Raw genomic sequence first — 21,941 nt, forward strand, 5'->3', positions numbered from 1 at the left:
TCAAGAGAAAAATACAAAGTTTGTATTGCATGGAAAGTTTTTAAGTGCTTTTTATGTAACTAAACTTAATTAAATAACTAAATATGAAAAACAAATTACTAAAAAAAACGCTGCTTCTACTCCTGTTTTTGAGTGGAAGTTTTATGTATGCGCAAACAGTATCAGGAACAGTTTCTGATGAGTCGGGTCCATTACCAGGAGTAAATGTTTTGGTTCAAGGAACTACAACTGGAACTGTAACAAATTTTGATGGAGAGTATGAAATTAACGCTAACAATGGGGATACCTTAGTATTTTCATTTCTAGGTTATTTAACTCAAGAAATTGTTGTATCGGGTTCAACTTTAAATGTAACCCTAAGTGAAGATGCTGCCCAATTGGATGAAGTTGTTGTTGTAGGTTATGGTAGTACTACTAAAAAAGAAATTACTTCAGCCGTTACTAAAGTAGGCGAGGAGGAATTTAATAAAGGTACTATAAATAGTCCTTCAGAATTACTTCAGGGTAAAGTTGCTGGTTTAAGTATTTATAACAAAGGTGGAAACCCTAATGAAGATGCAGTTATTCGTTTAAGAGGTATTTCTACTGTAGGATCTAACGCATCACCGTTGGTGGTGGTAGATGGTGTAATTGGTGCATCATTAAATAACATAGACCCTAATGATATTGATAGTATGACTGTTTTAAAAGATGGTTCAGCAGCTGCGATTTACGGTTCTCGTGGATCAAGTGGTGTAATTATAGTAACTACGAAAAGAGGTAAAGCAGGTTCAACATCTGTTTCTTATAATGGTTCTGTTGCTGTTGCATCAATTGCTAATCAGGTTGAAAACATGTCAGGTAGTCAATTTGTTGCTGCCGGTGGTACAGATTTAGGAAGTAGAACAGATTGGTTAGATTTAGTAACTAGAGATGCTGTTACTAACGTTCATAATGTAGCTATCACAGGTGGTTACGATAGAACGAATTTCAGAGTTTCTACTAACTTTAGAGATGCGCAAGGTATCCTAGATAAATCAGGATTTAAGCAGTTTAATACAAGACTGCAAGCATCTACTACTATTTTAGATGATAAATTAAAAATTGACTTTAACGCTTCTTATACTAAAAGAGATTCAGAATTTGGATTTAATGAAGCATTAAGATATGCAGTACTTTATAACCCTACAGCGCCTGTTTTAGGTGCAGATTCTCCATATCCATATAATGGAGATCCTTATGGAGGTTATTTTGAAACACTTGGTTTATTTGATAGTTTCAACCCTGTATCTATTATAAATCAAAATACGAATAACGGAAACCGTAACGAGTTTATTTACGGCGCTAATTTTAAATATTCAGTTACGGATAATATTGCTGTAAACGCAACATATTCTGAGCAGTTTAAAAAATTAACGAATGGAGAATACTACAGAACAACTTCATTATTTAGAGGTAGTGCAAGTAGTCCATCTCGTAAAGGTTTAGCTAGACTTTACTCTAAAGATGATAAGTTTAAGTTATTTGAATTGTATGGAGACATCAGTATTGATCCAAGTGAGAAATTAAACTTGAAATTTACTGGAGGTTACTCTTGGCAAGAAGAAACATTTAATGATTACTTCTTAGCTGCTGGAGATTTTCCAAATGATAATTTAGCTTATTTAGATGCATTAGAGTGGTCTCAAGATCAAATTAATGCTGGACAAATAGAAATTAATAGTAACAGATCTCCTGAGCAAAGAATCATAGCATTTTTCGCAAGAGCAAATGCAACTTTTGATGATGCTATTTATTTCAACGCATCTGTACGTAGAGAAGGTTCTACTAAATTAGGAGAAAATAACAAATGGGGAACATTTCCTGCATTTGGTTTAGGTGTAGATTTAAACAAATACTTAGAACTTAGTAATGTAGATTTATTCAAAGTGCGTTTAGGTTATGGTGTTACAGGTTCTTTACCGAGTCAATACGGATTAGCAAATGCGAGATTTGAGCCAACGGCAGATTTATTAAGTACAAACCAAGTAACAGATGCTAACCCAGATTTAAAATGGGAGCAAAAAGCAGAAACTAACTTTGGTATCGAATTTAACATGGGACGCTTATCTGCAACCTTAGACTTATATACACGTAAAGTTTCAGACTTTATCTTAGAAAGAGCAGTCGATGTTGCGGTTTACCCAACAGGAAGACGAGTTGAAAATGGAGGTGACTTATCAACCAACGGTTTTGAGTTAGCTCTAGATTATGATATTGTTAAGAATTCAGATTTATCTTATAACTCTGGAATTGTATTATCAAGCTATAAAACAACTTTAGACACTTTTGCAAATACGACTTTAAATGGTAACCTAGGTGCTCCTGGTCAGAATGACACGGCTGTAATTTTGGTTGCACCTGGTCAAGCAATAGGTGAAATTTGGGGACCAGTATGGACTGGAGATGTAGTTGATGGTAGTCAAACTTTTAAAGATGTTAATGGTGATGGTACTATTCAGGATGGGCAATTAATTGCTAATTATCTTGATGCAGACGGTGATGGAGTAAGAGATGGTGATTTAGCGAAGTTAGGAAAAGGTATTCCTGATTTTGAATTAGGTTGGTCTCATACATTAACTTATAAGAATTGGGATGTAAATGCTTTCTTTAGAGGTGCATTTGGTCATAGTATGGTTAATGCATTTAGAGTGTTTTACGAGCCAGTAGTTGGTAGCCAAGGTTCTTATAACTTAATAAATACTAAGTACGCAGACCCTGCAATTACAAATGCAAAATTTAGCTCTTTATATGTAGAGAAAGCAGATTTTGTTAAATTGGATAACTTATCAGTAGGATATAACTTTGATATTGCTGAAGGCAATAAATACATTAAAAGTTTAAGATTATCATTAAGTGCTCAAAACTTGTTTACAATAACAGGTTATACAGGTGCTGATCCAGAACCAGCATTAACAGATAGAGGTTCTGTTGATAATGGAGGATTTTTAGGAACAGATGCTAACCCGTTAATTCCGGGTATCGATAGAAGATATAATTATTTTGCATCAAGAACTTTTACGTTAGGTGTAAATGTTAACTTTTAATTAAAAAACTATGAAAAATATATTTAAAATAATTTTAATGTCTAGTGCACTCATATTTGCAGGTGCATGTACAGACTTAGACGAAGTTTTAGTTGGTGAAGTTGATTCTCAATTCAATGGAGAAGAGCCAACTTTCGGTAACTTTGATGGAGGCGGATCAGGACCTTCAGATGCAGTTTCTTCTGCATACAATCAATTAAGAGAATCTGGTTCTGCTAACCATGGAGGATATTGGTCAGTTCAGACCGTTTCTTCTGATGAAGCAGCTATTACTCAAAAAGGTGGTGACTGGTATGATGGTGGAATCTGGATAGATATGCACAGACATACTTATGGTCCTGCTAATGGTCCAGTAAATGGAACTTGGACACAACAATATGCTGCGATTGGAGCTTGTAATTCAGCATTGGCTGATGGTGGGTTAGATGCAGATCAAACCGCTCAAATTAGAGCGTTAAGAGCATTTTTCTACTACCGATTATTAGATTTATATGGTAGAGTAAAAATTGTAACTACACCTGGTGTAGATGCACCACAAGCAACTAGAGTTCAAGTTTTTAACTTTGTTGAAAGTGAGTTATTAGCGGCTTTGGGTGTTCCTAGTGTTTTAGGTATGGATTTATCTTCAAGTCCACTTAGCACCTTACAAACACCTTATAGAATTAATCAATTTGCAGCTTTAGGTTTAATTGCTAAACTTTATCTTAATGCAGAAGTATATACAGGTACGCCTAGATATGCAGAGGCTTCGGCTGCTGCTGGTTATGTAATTGATAATGGTGGATACATGTTATGTGGCGACGGATGTACTGTGCCAAATGCAGCTAAAAGACCTAGTGTAGCTTCAGATCCTGATATGTTAGAAGGATACGCAGCGGTTTTTGCACCTAACAATCAAAATAACCCAGAACTAATCTGGTCTATAGCATATGATAATGTGTCTGGTGGAAATATGAATTTTGCACAAATGACTTTACATTATTCAAGTCAATTTACTTGGAACTTGCAAAATCAGCCTTGGAATGGTTATTCAGCGTTAGAGGATTTTTATAATTCTTATGATGCAGCTGATAAGCGTAAAGCAAACAACTTTATTGTTGGTACTCAACTTGATTACAACGGTTCTCCGATTTTAGATTATGCGAGTGCTGAAGAAGATATCACATTAATTTATACTCCTGAGATTGATGAGCTAGAGCCTAATGCATCTAGACAAGGTGGTGCGCGTTTAGGTAAATTTAGCTTCCGTCAAGGTCAAAGAGATAATATGGATAACGATTACCCAATTATTAGATTAGGTGATATGTATTTAATTCGTGCTGAGGCTGACGCTAGAGCAGCTGGCGATTGGTCTTTAGCTTTAACAGATGTTAATACTATTAGAGCAAGAGCAGGAGTTCCTGCTTTAGGATCAATTACTGCTGATGAATTTTTAGCAGAAAGAGGTAGAGAAATGTTTATTGAAGTAACTCGTCGTCAAGACTTAATACGTTTTGGGAAATTTAATGATGCTTGGTGGGAAAAACCAGCTTCAACTCCTAATAAAAACATATTTCCTATACCACAGGAGCAAATTGATGCTTCAAACGGTACTTTAACACAGAATCCTGGATATTAATTTGTAGTTTGAGTTTTATATTAAACGGGTTATCAACTATATTTGATAACCCGTTTTTCTTATCATAATAATTACATAATACGTTGAAACTATATTGCTACATTTTGGTTTTATTCATTGTCTTTTCTTGTACTTCAGAAGAAAAAAAAGACGATGTAATGTTCAAATTAAAACCAACAGAAATAACTTTTCAGAATACATTAATTGAAACAGAAGCCTTAAACCCATATACTTATAAAAATTTTTATAATGGTGGGGGTGTTGCCATTGGAGACATCAATAATGATGGTCTAGAAGATATTTATTTCTCTGGAAATTTAGTAGATAACAAACTTTATTTAAACAAAGGCAATTGGCAATTTGAAGATGTTACTGAGAAAGCTGGCGTTGCTTGTCAAGATATATGGTCTTCTGGAGTAACTTTTGTTGATATAAATTACGATGGTTTTCTAGATATCTACGTGTGTAAAGCGGGTCCACCAAGCAATAAAAGTAATAGGCATAACGAGTTATTTATTAATAACGGCGATTTAACTTTTACTGAACAATCAAAAAAATATGGTTTAGATATTACGGGTTTAGCTGTACAGGCTAACTTCTTCGATTATGATAAAGATGGTGATTTAGATTGTTACTTGCTTAGTAATTCCATTCGATCTGTGGGCAATTACGATTTAATTACAGACCAAAGAAACACGGCCACTAATTCAGGTAATAAATTCTTAAGAAATGATAATGATGTATTTGTTGACGTAACGAAAGAAGTTAATGTCTATTCCAGCGCTATTGGATTTGGTTTAGGAATTACGGTGAGTGATTATAATAATGATGATTGGCCAGATATATTCATTTCTAACGATTTTTTCGAGCGCGATTATTTATACACCAACCAAAAGAATGGAACTTTTAAAGAAAATTTAGCGCAACAATTCAATTCCATTTCAATGGGATCAATGGGTGCTGATGCTGCAGATTTGGATAATGATTCTAGAACAGATATAATGGTTACAGAAATGTTACCTAAATCTTTAGACAGACAGCGCACAAAAACAATTTTCGAATCTTGGAATAAGTATGATTTAGCCGTAAAAAAAGGATATCATTATCAGTTTTCTAGAAATGCTTTACATAGAAATATGGGAGATAGCATGTTTCTAGAAGTTAGTAGATTTTCAAACGTTGCCGCTTCAGAATGGAGTTGGGCTTCGCTTTTGTTTGATGCAGATAATGATGGTTACAAAGATATTTTCATTAGTAATGGTATAGCTAAAGATCTTTTGGACAGAGATTATCTGGTGTATATGGCTAATGATGATCAGATAAGAGACATGATAAAGAATGACAAACAAGTCATGGAAAAATTAATCAATTTAATGCCTTCTCAACCTGTTCCTAATGCGGCATTTAAAAATCTAGGAAATTTTGAATTTTCAGATGAATCTAAAAATTGGGGATTAGATCATCCTAGTTTTAGTAATGGAAGTGCCTATGCTGATTTGGATAACGATGGTGATTTAGATTTAGTAGTAAACAATGTTAATGCAAAAGCGTTTGTCTATGAAAATACCACTGATACCACTTTGCTAAAAAGTTTAACTATTAAACTAAAAGGCATTACAAGAAACACCAAAGCTATTGGGGCAAAAGTTGAAATTTTTTATAACAACCAATATAGTGTTCTAGAGAATTATCCGTCTCGAGGTTTTCAAAGTTCGGTATCAAATCATCTACTATTCGGTGTTAATAATACCGAAAAAATTGATAGTTTAATCATTACTTGGACTAGTGGGAAAAAGTCGATTCATAAAAATATTAAAACTAATAAATCCTATTCATTTTCTGAATCTGATTCATCAATCGTGAATAGTTTTGTTAACAGATCTGATTCACTTTCTATATTAAAGGAAGTAGAACCTTTTTTCAACTTCAATCATAGTGAAAATAATGCTGTTGATTTTAATCAAGAGCAGTTATTACCTGAGATGTATAATAATGAAGGCCCAAGCATTGCCGAAGCAGATTTGAATAATGATGGCATCCAAGACTTTTACATTGGTGGGGCTAAAGGACAATCGGGCAAATTATTTATTTCAGGAAAAAACAGTACATATCTAGAAGTTTCAACTCCGTTTCATTTGAATACAAAATCTGAAGATTTAGATGCGGTCTTTTTTGATAGCGATAATGATGGCGATTTAGACTTGTATGTGGCTAGCGGAGGAAAATCATTTTCAAAATTTGATTTCGCTTTAAATGATAGATTATATATTAATGATGGGAAACAAAATTTTTCTTTAAAAAATGATGCGCTTCCATTTAAAGCGCCCATAAGCACTTCTGTAGTGAAAGCTTATGATTACGATGGAGATGGCGATCAAGATTTATTTATTGGAGAACGTTTTAAAGTTGAAACTTATGGAATTCCTACAAGCGGATATATTTTAAAAAATCTGGGGAACAATACTTTTGAAATTATTGAGCCCGAAGCGCTACAAAATATCGGATTAATTACGGATGCTGCTTGGGAAGATTTCAATAATGATGGTCTAAAAGATTTAATAGTTATTGGCGAATGGATGCCTATTTCAATTTTTATCAATCAAAAAGGTGAATTAGTTAATAGAACGGTCGATTATGGTCTGGAAAATTCATCAGGCTATTGGAAATCTTTGAAATTATCGGATTTAGATAATAATGGGAAGTTGGATATTTTAGTTGGAAACAAAGGCACGAATACGTTCTTTAAAGACGGCGCTAGAATGTACATTTCAGACTTTGATAATAATGGCACTAAAGAGCAAATTATTTGCCATAAAATAGACGATAAATATTATCCAATTATGGATAGAGATGAGCTTATAGCGCAATTACCAAGTTTAAAACAAAAATTGTTGTATTATAAAGATTATGCAACTGCAAACATGTCTAGTATTTTCACTAAAGAACAACTAGAAAATGCAATCTTTGTTGATATTAACACTGTTAAAACTTCTGTGTTTTTAAATAAAAATGATACATTTATAAGCCAAAAATTACCCAATGAAATTCAATATTCTAACGTTGAAGCAATTGAAATTTTGGATATGAATAATGATGGAAATTTAGATCTTATTTTAGGAGGTAATCAATACTTGGTAAAGCCACAATTTGGACGTCAAGATGCTTCTAAAGGTTGGTTGGTTTATGGCAATAAAAATAGCTTATTTAATGAGGTCGTGCCACTAAGAATTAATGGACAAATAAGAGATTTTAAAGTTTTTAATAAAGACGATAAACGATACTTACTAACAGCAATTAATAATAAAAGCGTAACATTTTATGAAATTCAATAAAACTAACATTGCATTACTTTTAATAGTGGTTAGCTTTATAATAGGTTGTCAATCAGAATACACAAAATTAGTAAAGAGTGAATTAAATAGCGGGGTAAAATACAAAACAATTTTTCATGGATTAGAATTTGGGCAATCGCAAAAAGAGTTTTTTGAAATCTGCTGGAATTTAAATAAAATTGGTCTTGCAACCCATGGTGGTAATAATCAAAATGTGAAAGTTATTTTATATCCGCAAGATAGTGCAAGATCTACAGAGAAAATAGAGATGCTTTTCTATCCTAAGTTTGGTCCAGAAATGACTATACGAGCTATGAATTTAAAATTTTCTTATGTGGCTTGGTCGCCTTGGAATGAAAATTTAGAGTCTGATGATTTGTTGCCTGTGGTTAAAGATTCATTAATGAAATGGTATCCAGGAAACGATTTTATAAAAGTCAAAAATGTGTTGGTAAAAGTGGATGGTAATAGACAAATACAGCTTAATACCGAAACAGTTAAGGATGTGGCTGTTTTAATTGAAGACTTAGATTATAAATACAATAACTTGAAGAAGTAAAAATGAAATTTAATCGAATAATATTAACTTTTTTGGCATTTGCTTTGTTTGCAACTTGTAAAAAAACGGAAGAAAACAAAGAAGGTGTTCATATTACTGAAGAGCCTCAGTTTGAGTCGCTTTCATCTGAAATTACTGGAATAAACTTTGAAAATAATCTGGTTTCTACCGATGAATTTAACGTGTATAGATACCGAAATTTTTATAACGGAGGGGGCGTTTCAATAGGCGATGTTAACAATGATGGATTAGAGGATATCTATTTCACATCGAACCTAAACCAGAATAAATTATACATCAACAAAGGCAATTTTAAATTTGAAGACATCACAGAAAAAGCAAAGGTTGGTGGTACAAAAGCATGGTCTACAGGCGTATCTATGGTCGATATTAATGCTGATGGGTTCTTGGATATCTACGTGTGTAATTCTGGCGATGTAAAAGGGGATAATAAACAAAATGAATTTTTTATCAATAATGGCGATGGTACATTTACCGATAAAGCGGAAGTATTAGGTCTTGACGATAAAGGGTTTTCTACACATGCTTCCTTTTTCGATTTTGATAATGATGGCGATTTAGATGTTTATTTACTTAATAACTCATATCAATCTATTGGAAGTTTCAATTTAAAAAAGAATGAACGCCCTAAACGCGATGTGTTAGGTGGTGATAAATTATTTGAAAACCGAAATGGAAAATTTATAGATATTAGTGAAAAGGCGGGTATATACGGAAGTGTTATTGGTTTCGGACTTGGTGTTACCGTTGGTGACATGAATAATGATGGATGGCAAGATATTTACGTATCAAACGATTTTTTCGAACGTGATTATTTATACATTAATCAACAAGACGGGACATTTAAAGAAACACTAACAACATCTTTAAATTCTATTAGTGGAGCATCGATGGGTGCTGATGCTGCAGATATAGATAATGATGGATATAACGATATTTTTGTGACGGAAATGCTCCCAAGTGAATACGACCGTTTAAAAACTGTAACCACATTTGAAGACTGGAACAAATACCAATACAATGTAAAAAATGGTTACTACCACCAATTTACAAGAAACATGTTGCAACTAAATAATAGCAATCTCACCTTTAGTGAAGTTGGTCGTTTTAGTGGAGTTGAAGCCTCCGATTGGAGTTGGGGAGCCCTGTTTTTTGATATGAATAATGATGGTTTAAAAGATCTTTACATCGCAAACGGTATTTATAAAGACCTTACCAATCAGGATTATTTAAAGTATGTTTCAAATGAAGAAGTCATTCAAACAATCGTCTCGGGTGACAAAGTCAATTACAAGAAATTAATAGACATTATACCTTCAAATAAAGTTGAAAATCATGCCTATATCAATAATGGCGATTTAAAATTTAAACGTGTTAACAATGGCTTGAACACAGCAAGTTTTTCAAACGGTTCTGCCTATGGCGATTTAGATAATGATGGTGATTTAGATCTTGTGGTTAACAATGTGAATATGCCTTCTTTTCTTTACAGAAACAATTTAGAAAACCCAGATGCACACTATTTAAAAGTGATTTTAAAAGGCGAAGGACAAAACATACACGGTATAGGTGCTAAACTTGAGTTAAGTACAAAAAACAATGCCATTTCTCTTGAACAACAACCAGTTAGAGGTTTTCAATCGTCTATGGATTTCAGACCTAATTTTGGTTTTACGGAAACCGAAGAGTTGAAACTAACAGTAAAATGGCCTTCTGGAAAAGTATCTACTTTAACTAGCTTAAAACCAAATACGACCATTACAGTTAACGAAACAGATGCAGTATTACCAGAAAACGTTAACACTACCATTAATCCTGAAATTCTTTTTAATAAAAACGAAAGCATAATCAATTACCATCATAAAGAGAATAATTATGTAGATTTTAATATGGATCGATTATTACCTTTCATGAGAAGTCAAGAAGGACCAAAAATGGCTTTTGGCGATGTTAATAATGACGGTGAAGTTGATTTATTTATTGGAGGTGCAAAAGGATTTGCTTCGACCTTATTTCTTCAAAAAAATAAAAAATTCATAAAAAGTAATACCAAAGCTTTTGACAGACAAAAGGCCTCTGAGGCTGCAGAAAGCGTGTTTTTTGATGCTGATAATGATGGCGATTTAGACCTTTATGTATGCAGTGGTAGTATAGAAGCTTCAAAATACAGTGCTAATTATTTGGATAAGCTTTACTTAAATGATGGAAAGGGTAATTTTACCTTATCTACTCAACTATTACCGACCACAGAAGGTTTTCATAGTAGTAGTACTGTTTCAGTTGCAGATGTAGATAACGATGGCGATTTAGACCTTTTTGTTGGTGAAAGAAGTATTCCTAATGCATATGCTTCGCCAGGGTCTGGTTTTCTATTAATTAATGATGGTACAGGTAATTTTACCGAGTCGTCTTCAACTTTAGCGCCAGATTTTAAAGACTTAGGCATGATTACAGATGCCACTTTTGTAGATTTGAACCAAGATAATTTTAAAGATTTAGTGGTAGTTGGCGAGTTTATGGGTATTCAAGTATTTGAAAACCAGAATGGTAAATTTAGCAAATCTGAAAACAACAAACTGGCAAATCTTAAAGGTTGGTGGAATACTATTGAATTTGCAGACTTAGATAATGATGGCGACCAAGATTTGGTTGTTGGTAACCATGGATTAAACAGTCGATTTAAAGCGAGTAATGAGCAGCCAATTAAACTATATGCTAAAGATTTTGATAGAAATAGTTATGTAGACCCTATACTTGGGTTTACTGCTGAAAATGGTAAGGAATATCCATATGCCTTACGTCATAATCTAGTGGATCAGTTAAAATATTTATCAAAAAAATATCCGGATTACGAATCGTTTAAGCATGCTACCATTCAAGATATATTTTCAAAAGAAGAACTTGAAGGTAGTATACAACTTGAAGCTAATACATTAAGTTCTTTAGTTATATTTAATGAAGGCGATTTTAATTTTAAAGTAGAAGAATTGCCGTTTGAAACACAGTTAACGCCTATTTATGCCATATCGATATCAGACTTTGATAATGATGGAGATGTGGATATTATTTTAGGAGGAAATCTTTTTGGTGTTATGCCTGAATTTGGCAGATATGATGCTTCATTTGGTAACTATCTTGAAAATTTAGGTAACGGTAAGTTTAAACATTTTAAAACTGGAAAAGGGCTGAATATCAAAGGTCAAATTAGAGATATTAAAGTGGTTAACAACCAAGTGTTTATCTCAAAAAATAACGACTCATTAGAAGTCTATAACTATTAATATGGCGAAAAAATTTGTTTTTATTTTTCTAATCATTTTAGGCTGTTCCAAAGAAGAAAAAACAACTGCCCATATTGAAGCATCTGCACCTTTTAAAGTGGTTGATGCGAATGTGTCTGGTTTAGATTTCTCTAATCAATTAAAGCCAGATGGCAATCTAAACATTATTGAATACTTATATTATTACAATGGCGGCGGTGTAGCAATTGGTGATATAAACAACGATGGATTAGAAGACATTTACTTGACGGCCAACCAGCAGGCGGATAAACTATTTTTAAATTTAGGCGATCTGAAATTTAAAGATATTACTGTAGAAAGTGGCATTAGTCAAGATAGTACTTGGTCTACAGGAGTTACTTTGGCAGATGTAAATAAAGACGGTTTACTAGATATTTATGTATCGAAAGTCGGTAATTATAAAGGATTACATGCGAAAAACGAACTGTACATCAATCAAGGGAATAATACCTTTAAGGATGAGGCTGAAAACTATGGTTTAGATTTTTCAGGGTTTTCAACGCAAGCTTCATTTTTTGATTATGATAATGACGGCGATTTAGATATGTATTTGATGAATCATTCTGTGCATTCAACGCATTCGTACGGAAATATAAGAATTCGCCAAACATCTGATGCACTTTCAGGAGATGTTCTGTATGAAAATAAACAAGAAGGCGAACAAATTAAATTTGTTGATGTAACTAAAGATACTGGCATCTACAACAGTCCTTTGGGATATGGTTTAGCGCTTTCAACTTCGGATGTTAATAATGATGGGTATATAGATATTTATGTGGGTAACGATTTTCATGAAAATGATTATTTATACATCAATAATGGCGATAAAACTTTTACTGAATCTAGTGCAGAATATTTTAATCATACGTCAAGATTTACCATGGGTGTCGATATTGCAGATATCAATAACGACCAACGTCTCGATATTTTTACATTAGATATGATGCCATACAAAGCTGATGTGTTTTTAAAATCTGGTGGTGAAGATTCCGATAAAATCGATCAAATAAAAGCATCATTTGGTTTTGAACAACAATACGCTAGAAATCACTTCCATCTTAATCAAGGTAATCATTTTGCAGATGTTGCTTTATTAACCCAAACCCATGCTACAGATTGGAGTTGGTCGCCTTTAATTTTAGATTATAATAACGATGGCTTAAAGGATATTTATATTACGAATGGTATTTATAAACGCCCTAACGATCTTGATTATATTAATTATTTGAGTACGGTTGATTTTGCAAAATACAAAGAATCAGAAGCTGATGAAATAGAATATAAGTTGATAAACACAATGCCGATGTTAAGTTTGCCAAATGTGTTATTTACGAATAGAAGTGAGCTAAACTTTGAAAAAACACCAGTTGATACCAATAATTTGGCAACGTATTCTAATGGCGCAGCTTATGGAGATTTAGATAATGATGGCGACTTAGATATTGTGGTTAATAATTTAAATGAAAAAGTCACACTTCTAGAAAACACAACTAGCAATAACAATTATTTAACAGTTGATTTAAATACAGAAAACCTTGGGCTAAATACCAACGGAGCTAAAGTTTATCTTTATGCCAATGGAAAAACGTACTTAAATGAACAGATTACAGTTAGAGGATTTATGTCTAGTTCATCAAATAAAGTGCATTTTGGATTAGGTGAAGTATCAAAAATTGATTCCATTTCTGTCGTTTGGAATGATGGTACAAAAACAGTAAAAACCAATATCGAAAAGAATAGAATTCTATCAATTAAAAAAGAAAATACTTCAAAAGTTGAGTTTGTAAAATCTATAAAAAGTAATCTTGAAACTTTCAATTATTCACATGAAGAAAATAATTTTTTAGATTACGAAAGAGAAGGTTTAATTCCTGAAAAATTATCTATTGAAGGGCCTTCAGTCGTGCAAGCAGATTTTAATGGAGATGAATTAGAAGATTTATTTATTGGTGGTGCTCGAGACCAAGAGCCTTCGCTTTATTTTCAAGATACTCAAGGAAACTTCAATTTGCAGTCGAATAGTTATTTTGAAAATGATAAAATTTATGAGGATGTTGATGCCATAGCTTTTGATATAGATAACGATGGCGATTTAGATATTTACGCATTAAGTGGGGGTAATGATTTTCCTGAAGGCGACCCCATGCTAGAAGATCGTGTGTATATAAATAATGGAAAAGGCAATTTTATCAGATTAAATTCAAAACTCCTTGCTACCAACGGAGGTTCGGTATCGAGTGCAGATTTTAATAAAGATGGTTATCCAGATTTGTTTATTGGAAACCGCTCAATTCCTGGTGCTTATGGCTTAACACCTTTCAGTTTTATTTTAAAAAACACAGGTAATAACAATTTTGAAATTGTTAGCAAAGCAAGAATGGGAATGATTACTGACAGTAAATGGGCAGACCTTGAAAATGATGGACAAACAGAGTTAGTTTTAGTTGGCGATTGGATGCCTATTCGTATTTATACTTATAACCTTGAAGGCAATTTTGAAGATAAAACCAAAGCATTTGGCCTAGATAAAACCAATGGCATGTGGAATGTGGTTCATGTTACCGACTTAAACAACGATGGAAAATTGGATATTTTAGCTGGAAACACAGGTTTAAATTTTAAATGGAAAGCCTCAATTGATAAACCAGTAAAAATGTACTTGGATGATTTTGATAATAATGAAACCTTAGACCAACTTATTTTTTACGATTATTTTGGTACTTATGTTCCATTTGCATCGAAAGACAAATTGATGCAACAAATACCCATGTTAAAAAAGAATTTTACGACCTATGAAGCTTTTGCAAATGTGCAAGATGTTTTAGACTTGGTCGATAAAAAAGAAATTTTAGAAACAAAATATATTTACGAGCTGCGTAACATGGTTTATTTTAATAAAGGAAATGCTTTTGAACAAAGAGCATTGCCAAATGAAGCACAGTTTAGTACAATTGAAGATTTTTATGTTGATGGAAAGGAAATATTCTATACAGGAAACACTAATAGTCATGTTTCTGAACTTGGGCGAAGTACGTCTAATTCCGGAGGTGCTTTGAAATATTCTGAAAATGATAATTTTAATTCTGTAAGAACACTGAATTTACCTAAACATTTTAGTGGTAGAAAAATTCTTAAACTAAAAGATGGTAAATTTTTAGTTATTGGTAATAACGACAAATCATATATCGTAAATTAAAAAATTGAATACGTATCAAATGAAAATTTTAAAATCTAAATATTATTTAATTATTGCAATTGTTGGTTTAACAAGTTGTAGTAAGCCAAATCCTATTGAAGTATCTCCAGAATTATTCCATAAATCAGTGGATAAGGTTATGGATATTCAAATACATGATATATTCTCACCACCGGTAGCAAGTCGAATTTTTGCATATCCTAATATTGCTGCATATGAAATTTTAGCGCAAAAAAGCTCAAAGTTACAGACCCTTGTAGGGACTATTAACGAATTAAAGCCAATCCCGAAAGTTGATTCTACACAACAGGTAAATCTGGAATTATCGGCTTTAATTGCACATATGGAGGTAAGTAAAAAACTCATTTTTTCTGAAGAAAAAATGGAAGTATTGCAAGATAGCTTGTACAAGGTTTGGGAGCAAGTTAACGAAGATGAGTTTAATGTTTCTAAGGCTTACGCCTTTGACGTCGTCGAGCACATAAAACAATACATGGATGCTGATAATTACAATCAAACCAGAACCATGCCGAAGTTTACAGTTGATATCGATGATCAAACCAGATGGCAGCCAACACCTCCATCATATATGGACGGCATTGAACCACATTGGAATAAAATAAGACCTTTTTTATTAGATTCAGCACAACAGTTTAAACCAGAACCGCATCCAGAGTTTTCTTTAAAAGAAGGCACTTTGTTTCATAAAGAACTGATGGAAGTTTATGACGTAAGTAAAGCGATTACTAAAGATGGTGATGAATCTGAAGAAATTGCAATTGCCAGGTTTTGGGATTGTAATCCATTTGTATCGGTAACAAGAGGGCATTTTATGTTCGCAACAAAGAAAATATCTCCGGGTGCACACTGGATTGGAATTGCAAAAATTGCTTCTAGGAAAACAAACTCGAACTTAGAAGAAACAGTTAATACCTACACAAAAACATCATTGGCTATTGCCGATGCTTTTATAAGTTGCTGGGACGAGAAATATAGAAGTAATTTGGTAAGACCAGAAACATTGATTAATCAAACTCTCGATCCGGACTGGTTACCCATCTTACAAACACCACCATTTCCTGAATATACCAGCGGACACTCGGTAGTTTCAGGTGCTGCGTCCGTTGTTCTAACTGGTCTTTTTGGTGATGATTTTTATTTTGATGACGATACCGAAATCCCTTTCGGATTACCAGTTAGAAGTTTTAATTCGTTTTATGATGCTTCTGCTGAAGCTGCTTTAAGTCGTTTATATGGCGGTATTCATTATAGAGCAGCTATTGATAATGGTTTAGATCAAGGAAAGCAATTGGGGCATTTTGTTGCGAAAAAACTCGAGTTGTAATAAAAGTTTTGCCTCAATATTTTGAATACATTAGGTTCAAATATTTTGGAAAACATCAATTTATAATTGTTTATTTTAATCATTATTAGCTTTATTTAACTTTTATATGCTTCTAATATTAATTATTTAATAGAGTCGAAAACGATTTAGATTAAAGATTTATCATTTTTAAGACATTATAATTGCTGTTCCTTAAAATTATAGTGAAATTGTTTTAATTTTTAAAAATTACATTAGAATGAAAAAGATAATTCTATTACTGTTTTCAATTGTATTAACAACAAGTAGTTGTAAAAAAAAAGATTCTAAATTAATAACTGATGCAGAAATGAATTCTGATAACTCAAAAACATGGTGGAAAGAAGGTGTACTTTATCAAATCTACCCGCAAAGTTTTAAAGATACCAATGGTGATGGTTTTGGAGATTTAAGAGGAGTTATTGAAGAATTAGATTATCTGGAAAGCCTTGGCATAACCATGGTTTGGATGAACCCATTTTTTGAATCTCCTTTAGTTGATAATGGCTATGATGTAAGTGATTATAAAGCAGTTCACTCGCGATACGGAACGATGGAAGATTTTCAAGAGATGTTGGATGGCATGAAAGCACGGGGGATAAGGTTTGTTCTAGACATTGTAGTAAACCATAGTAGTGATGAGCATGAATGGTTTAAATCGGCACGTAGTTCACGAGACAGTGAATATCGAGATTATTACCATTGGTGGCCAGCTGAAAAAGGAAAACCGCCTCACAGACACAGTCTTTTTGATCCCGAAGGTGGATGGGACTATGTTGAAGAAACCGATTCCTATTATCTGCACACATTTGCTGAAGCACAACCAGACTTAAATTGGGAAAACCCTAAACTTCGTCAGGAAGTTTATGATATTATGAAATTTTGGGCAGAAAAAGGGGTACATGGTTTTAGAATGGACGCTTTTCAATTTGCAAGTAAAGACACAACTTATCCTGAATTCCCAGAAGGTCATGAAAGAGATTTCATCAAATGGTACGGCTTAAGACCACAACTTCACGATTATTTAAAGGAAATGTACACAGAAGTTATTGAGCCTTATAATTTATTTGCAGTTGCAGAAGGTGCAGGAAGTACGTTTCAAGATGCTCACGATTTGGTAGATGAAGATAGAAACGAGCTACAAACGGCTTATCATTTTGAATATGTTGATATGTCTAATACACCAAAAGGGTATGAGCTAACTCAATTTAAAAAAGTATTTACAAAATGGGATAAAGAATTTTCAGAAAAAGGTTGGATTGCTATTTTTCTATCCAATCATGATAATGCAAGATTGGTAAATAGATTCGGAAATCCTAGCCCAGAATTTAGAAGAGTTTCAACGCAAATGCTTAATACATTTTTATTAAGTATGAGAGGCACACCATACACTTATTACGGAGACGAATTGGGTATGACCAATATAGATATGCCAACTATTGAAGAATATGTTGATATTGACGCTATCGGTAAGTATAAATCTGCTTTGGCAGCAAATGCTGATATGGATGAGTTTATGGAATTTCTAAATTATAGCTCACGTGAAAATGCACGTACGCCAATGCAATGGGATGATACAGATAATGCTGGATTTACAACAGGAACACCTTGGAAGCGCGTTAATCCAAATTATAAAGAAATAAACGTTGCACAACAAAACAATGAACCCAATAGCGTATTAAACCATTTTAGAAAAATGGTTAAAATTAGAAAAGATAATAAGCTTTTAGTATACGGAGTTTATCAGCTTTTACAAGAAGAACATCCTGAGATATATGCTTATACAAGGACTTTAGAAGATAAAAAAATGCTTGTGCTGTTAAATTTCACTGACCACGATTCGAGTATAGAATTGTATGAGGCCAATACAATTGATAGTACTATTATTAATAACTATGAAGACTTTTCAAAAGAAGATAATAGAATAACTCTAAAACCTTATCAAGCTATTATTTGTGAACTAACTAAATAATTTAATAAGATCATTATGAAAAATTTAAAGTTTCATTTTAGTTTAATATTTCTAGCGGCATTTATTTTTTCTTCTTGTAATAAAGAAGAAACAAGTTTTACAGTTAATTCGCCAGACACAAATATTTCAGTTGAGTTTACACTCTCAAAAGCTGGTCAACCATTATACATGGTTAATCATAAAAGCAAAACAGTGATTGATACCTCTTTTATGAGTTTCGATTTTAAAGATTTACCAGCTTTAAAGGATAATTTTAAAGTTGTTAGCACAAGTTCTAACACGGTAAACGAAGATTGGGATATGCCTTGGGGTGAGCAACTAACTGTAAACAACAATTACAATGAATTGGTTGTAAATTTAGAAGAACAATCTGAAGCAAAAAGGCTTTTGAATATCCACTTTAAAGTGTATAACGATGGTGTTGGTTTTAGATATGAATTTCCAGAACAAGCAAACTTAAAAGAGGTTTTAATTACAGATGAAAATACTGAGTTCAATCTAACTGGTGACCATAAAGTATGGTGGATTCCTGGAGATTGGGATATTTACGAACATTTATATAGCGAAACTAAATTTTCTGAAATTGATGCTTTATCCAAACGAAATCATGAGAATTTAGCGGCAACTTATATTCCAGAAAATGCCGTAAATACACCTGTTACAATGAAAACTACTGATGGTTTGTATTTGAGTTTTCATGAAGCAGATTTAACAAATTATTCGGGCATGACTTTAAAGGTTAACTATAAAAATTTAAAAATGGTTAGCGAGTTGGTTGGTTCTGACAGATTAAGTGGAAAAGCAAAACTGACGTTGCCATTTAATACACCTTGGCGAACTATTCAAATTTCAGAAAAAGCTGGAGATTTAATCGAGTCCAAAATGGTCTTAAATCTTAATGACCCTAACGAAATAGGCGATGTTAGCTATTTTACACCTATGAAATATGTAGGTATTTGGTGGGAAATGCATATTGGCAAATCGACTTGGGATATGGAAGGAAGTCAGGATATGAATACCTGGACTGAAGGAAAATCGGCAACGTCTAAGCATGGAGCAACGACTGAAAACGCTAAAAAATATATTGATTTTGCTTCACAAAATGGAATTAAAGGATTATTGGTAGAAGGTTGGAATACTGGTTGGGACAAATGGCTTTCGGATGCCGATGCGCGAGAAGGTCTTTTTGATTTTATGACACCATATGCCGATTATAATTTTGATGAGGTTATGAATTACGCTAAAGAAAAAGGTGTTGAGGTTATTATGCATCACGAAACTTCGGCAGCACCACTTACCTACGAAAAGCAAATGGATGAAGCCTATAAATTCATGAAAGTCAATGGCATTAATTCTGTAAAAACAGGTTATGTTGGTCAAATTATTCCTAAAGGAGAATATCATCACGGTCAATGGATGGTAAATCATTATCATAAGGTTTTAGAAGAAGCAGCTAAAATGAAAATTGCCGTTAATGCACACGAACCTATAAAAGCTACCGGAAAACGTAGAACCTATCCAAATGCCATTTCTCGAGAAGGTTTAAGAGGGCAGGAATTTAATGCTTGGGCTACAGATGGTGGGAACCCTCCTAATCATATTTCTATTGTTGCATTTACTAGAATGTTATCTGGTCCCATAGACTTTACACCAGGTGTTTTCAATATTAAGTTTGATGAATATAAAAAAGATAATCAAGTAAATACCACGTTAGCACATCAACTTGCCTTATATGTTGTAATTTATAGCCCGATACAAATGGCTTGCGATTTGCCAGAGCATTATATGGTTGATGGTAAAGTACATCCTGCGTTTAAATTTATTTCAGATGTGGGTGTAGATTGGCAACAATCAAAAGTTTTAGATGGTGAAATAGGAGATTATGTTACTATTGCTCGTCAAGAACGTGGCACCGGCAATTGGTTTGTTGGAGGTGTAACAGATGAGAATGAAAGATCCCAAAGTGTGACTTTTGATTTTCTTGAGACTGGTAAAACGTACAAGGCTACTATTTATAAGGATGCAGCCACCGCGCATTGGGATAACAATCCACAAGCCTATGAAATAGAAGAAATGAAAGTAACAAATGAGTCAACAATCAATGTGAAACTAGCTCCAGGAGGAGGATTTGCAATCAGTATAATGCAGGAATAAGTGTAAATAAAGATTAAACTAACTAACTAAAATAAACATGAAACTAACTAAACCAAGATTATCGTTTTGGCAAATATTCAATATGAATGTTGGATTCCTCGGGATTCAATATAGCTTCGGATTACAACAAACGGCTATAAATCCAATTTTTCTTTATCTGGGTGCTCCTGAAGATATGTTGCCAATTCTTAATATAGCTGGACCCGTAACGGGTTTAGTAGTGCAACCTATTATTGGTGCTATGTCAGATAAAACTTGGTCTCCGCGTTGGGGTAGAAGAAAGCCCTATTTTTTATTAGGTGCCATTATTGGTAGTATTTGCTTATTTGCCTTTCCTACAAGTCCAGTCTTATGGTTTGCGGTTGGTTTATTGTGGATTTTAGACGTTGGAAACAATATGGCTATGGAGCCTTACAGAGCTTTTGTAGGTGATAAACTTCCTGAAAAACAATTGAGTTTAGGATATCAAATGCAAAGTCTTTTTGTTGGAGCAGGTATTTTACTTGCCATGGGTTCAATTGTATTGTTTCAAAAAATATTTGGTGCCGAGGCTGTTTCTGATGATGGTGTGATACCAACCTGGATGTTTTATTCTTTTTCTTTAGGAGGCATATTATCAATTTCAACGGTATTATGGTCTGTTCTAAAAACTCCCGAAATACCGCCTTCAGAAGAGGAATTATCAGAGATTATTGAAGCCAAAAGCAAGCCATTTATGGAACGGGTTTGGCAACCATTTAATGAAATTGGTCTAGCCATAAAGGAGATGCCAAAATTTATGTGGAAAATAAGTGCGGTATACTTATTTCAATGGTATGCGTTATTTGTTTATTGGCAGTATATCACGCCTCTGTTTATGAAAACGATGGATTATGGCATTTCTGATGCCGCTTCACAATCAGCTCAAATGAGTTTGACTTATAACATTGTAACGATGGTAGTAGCACTTGCTTTAGTGCCTCTAACTTTGAAGTTTGGAGGTAAGAAAGTGTATGCTTTTAGTTTAATTGGTACCGCAATAGCATTATTTTCAATTCCATTTATTGAAAATATGACATTGGTTTTAGCGCCTATGGTTTTATTCGGAATTGGTTGGGCAGCTATGATGGGGATTCCATATACCATGGTCTCTAAAGCTGTACCCCAAGACAGAAGAGGTGTTTATATGGGTATTTTAAATATGATGATAGTTATACCTATGGGTATAGAAACACTAACTTTTGGCCCTATTTATAAGTATCTTTTAGGAGGAAATGCTATTAATGCTATTCTGTTTGCAGGTGTTTTCTTTATTATTGCCGCTTTATTAGCGTTTCGTTTAAACGAACCGAAGTCGGAAATAAACGAGTAATTTTAATA

General features: G+C 33.3%; 10 protein-coding genes. All 10 read left to right on the plus strand.

Annotation, left to right across the window (positions count from 1 at the left end; all coding sequences use genetic code 11):
* Positions 1 to 83: 83 nt before the first annotated feature.
* The 10 genes from O5O44_RS07355 (at position 84) to O5O44_RS07400 (ending at position 21,933) form a co-directional block, all read left to right on the plus strand.
* Positions 84 to 3,065: a SusC/RagA family TonB-linked outer membrane protein gene (locus O5O44_RS07355; protein ID WP_289196358.1), complete on the plus strand. Its 2,982-nt coding sequence runs from the start codon at positions 84 to 86 to the stop codon at positions 3,063 to 3,065.
* A 10-nt stretch (positions 3,066 to 3,075) separates the two neighbouring features.
* On the plus strand, positions 3,076 to 4,683 hold the full coding sequence (locus tag O5O44_RS07360) for a RagB/SusD family nutrient uptake outer membrane protein (protein ID WP_289196359.1): 1,608 nt from the start codon (positions 3,076 to 3,078) through the stop codon (positions 4,681 to 4,683).
* Positions 4,684 to 4,841: 158 nt separating this feature from the next.
* The gene (locus O5O44_RS07365) at positions 4,842 to 8,015 is read left to right on the plus strand and encodes a VCBS repeat-containing protein (protein WP_289196360.1); all 3,174 of its coding nucleotides are present in this window, start codon (positions 4,842 to 4,844) and stop codon (positions 8,013 to 8,015) included.
* Complete coding sequence (locus O5O44_RS07370; RefSeq protein WP_289196361.1) at positions 8,002 to 8,574, plus strand: hypothetical protein; 573 nt, start codon at positions 8,002 to 8,004, stop codon at positions 8,572 to 8,574. Before O5O44_RS07365 ends, O5O44_RS07370 begins: the two co-directional genes overlap by 14 nt.
* A 2-nt stretch (positions 8,575 to 8,576) precedes the next feature.
* Positions 8,577 to 11,876: a VCBS repeat-containing protein gene (locus O5O44_RS07375; protein ID WP_289196362.1), complete on the plus strand. Its 3,300-nt coding sequence runs from the start codon at positions 8,577 to 8,579 to the stop codon at positions 11,874 to 11,876.
* Between the two features lies 1 nt (position 11,877).
* Positions 11,878 to 15,093, plus strand: coding sequence for a VCBS repeat-containing protein (locus tag O5O44_RS07380; protein WP_289196363.1), 3,216 nt, complete (start codon positions 11,878 to 11,880; stop codon positions 15,091 to 15,093).
* Positions 15,094 to 15,112: 19 nt separating this feature from the next.
* Positions 15,113 to 16,438, plus strand: coding sequence for a vanadium-dependent haloperoxidase (locus O5O44_RS07385; RefSeq protein WP_289196364.1), 1,326 nt, complete (start codon positions 15,113 to 15,115; stop codon positions 16,436 to 16,438).
* A 238-nt stretch (positions 16,439 to 16,676) separates the two neighbouring features.
* Positions 16,677 to 18,428 carry a glycoside hydrolase family 13 protein gene (locus O5O44_RS07390; RefSeq protein WP_289196365.1) on the plus strand — a complete coding sequence of 584 codons (1,752 nt, stop codon included), beginning with the start codon at positions 16,677 to 16,679 and terminating at the stop codon, positions 18,426 to 18,428.
* Between the two features lie 15 nt (positions 18,429 to 18,443).
* A complete protein-coding gene (locus O5O44_RS07395) occupies positions 18,444 to 20,582 on the plus strand; it encodes a glycoside hydrolase family 97 protein (RefSeq protein ID WP_289196366.1) in 2,139 nt (712 codons plus the stop codon).
* 37 nt (positions 20,583 to 20,619) lie between these two features.
* Complete coding sequence (locus O5O44_RS07400; RefSeq protein WP_289196367.1) at positions 20,620 to 21,933, plus strand: MFS transporter; 1,314 nt, start codon at positions 20,620 to 20,622, stop codon at positions 21,931 to 21,933.
* The last annotated feature ends 8 nt before the right edge of the window (positions 21,934 to 21,941 follow it).

This window comes from Algibacter luteus (assembly GCF_030344935.1).
Lineage (GTDB): Bacteria > Bacteroidota > Bacteroidia > Flavobacteriales > Flavobacteriaceae > Arenitalea > Arenitalea lutea.

What these genes read in the sequence shown, in the direction of transcription:
- O5O44_RS07355 (WP_289196358.1), top strand. Translation starts at nt 84, where the DNA reads ATGAAAAACAAATTACTAAAAAAAACGCTGCTTCTACTCCTGTTTTTG.
- O5O44_RS07390 (WP_289196365.1), top strand. Translation starts at nt 16,677, where the DNA reads ATGAAAAAGATAATTCTATTACTGTTTTCAATTGTATTAACAACAAGT.
- O5O44_RS07375 (WP_289196362.1), top strand. Translation starts at nt 8,577, where the DNA reads ATGAAATTTAATCGAATAATATTAACTTTTTTGGCATTTGCTTTGTTT.
- O5O44_RS07400 (WP_289196367.1), top strand. Translation starts at nt 20,620, where the DNA reads ATGAAACTAACTAAACCAAGATTATCGTTTTGGCAAATATTCAATATG.
- O5O44_RS07380 (WP_289196363.1), top strand. Translation starts at nt 11,878, where the DNA reads ATGGCGAAAAAATTTGTTTTTATTTTTCTAATCATTTTAGGCTGTTCC.
- O5O44_RS07370 (WP_289196361.1), top strand. Translation starts at nt 8,002, where the DNA reads ATGAAATTCAATAAAACTAACATTGCATTACTTTTAATAGTGGTTAGC.
- O5O44_RS07360 (WP_289196359.1), top strand. Translation starts at nt 3,076, where the DNA reads ATGAAAAATATATTTAAAATAATTTTAATGTCTAGTGCACTCATATTT.
- O5O44_RS07365 (WP_289196360.1), top strand. Translation starts at nt 4,842, where the DNA reads ATGTTCAAATTAAAACCAACAGAAATAACTTTTCAGAATACATTAATT.
- O5O44_RS07385 (WP_289196364.1), top strand. Translation starts at nt 15,113, where the DNA reads ATGAAAATTTTAAAATCTAAATATTATTTAATTATTGCAATTGTTGGT.
- O5O44_RS07395 (WP_289196366.1), top strand. Translation starts at nt 18,444, where the DNA reads ATGAAAAATTTAAAGTTTCATTTTAGTTTAATATTTCTAGCGGCATTT.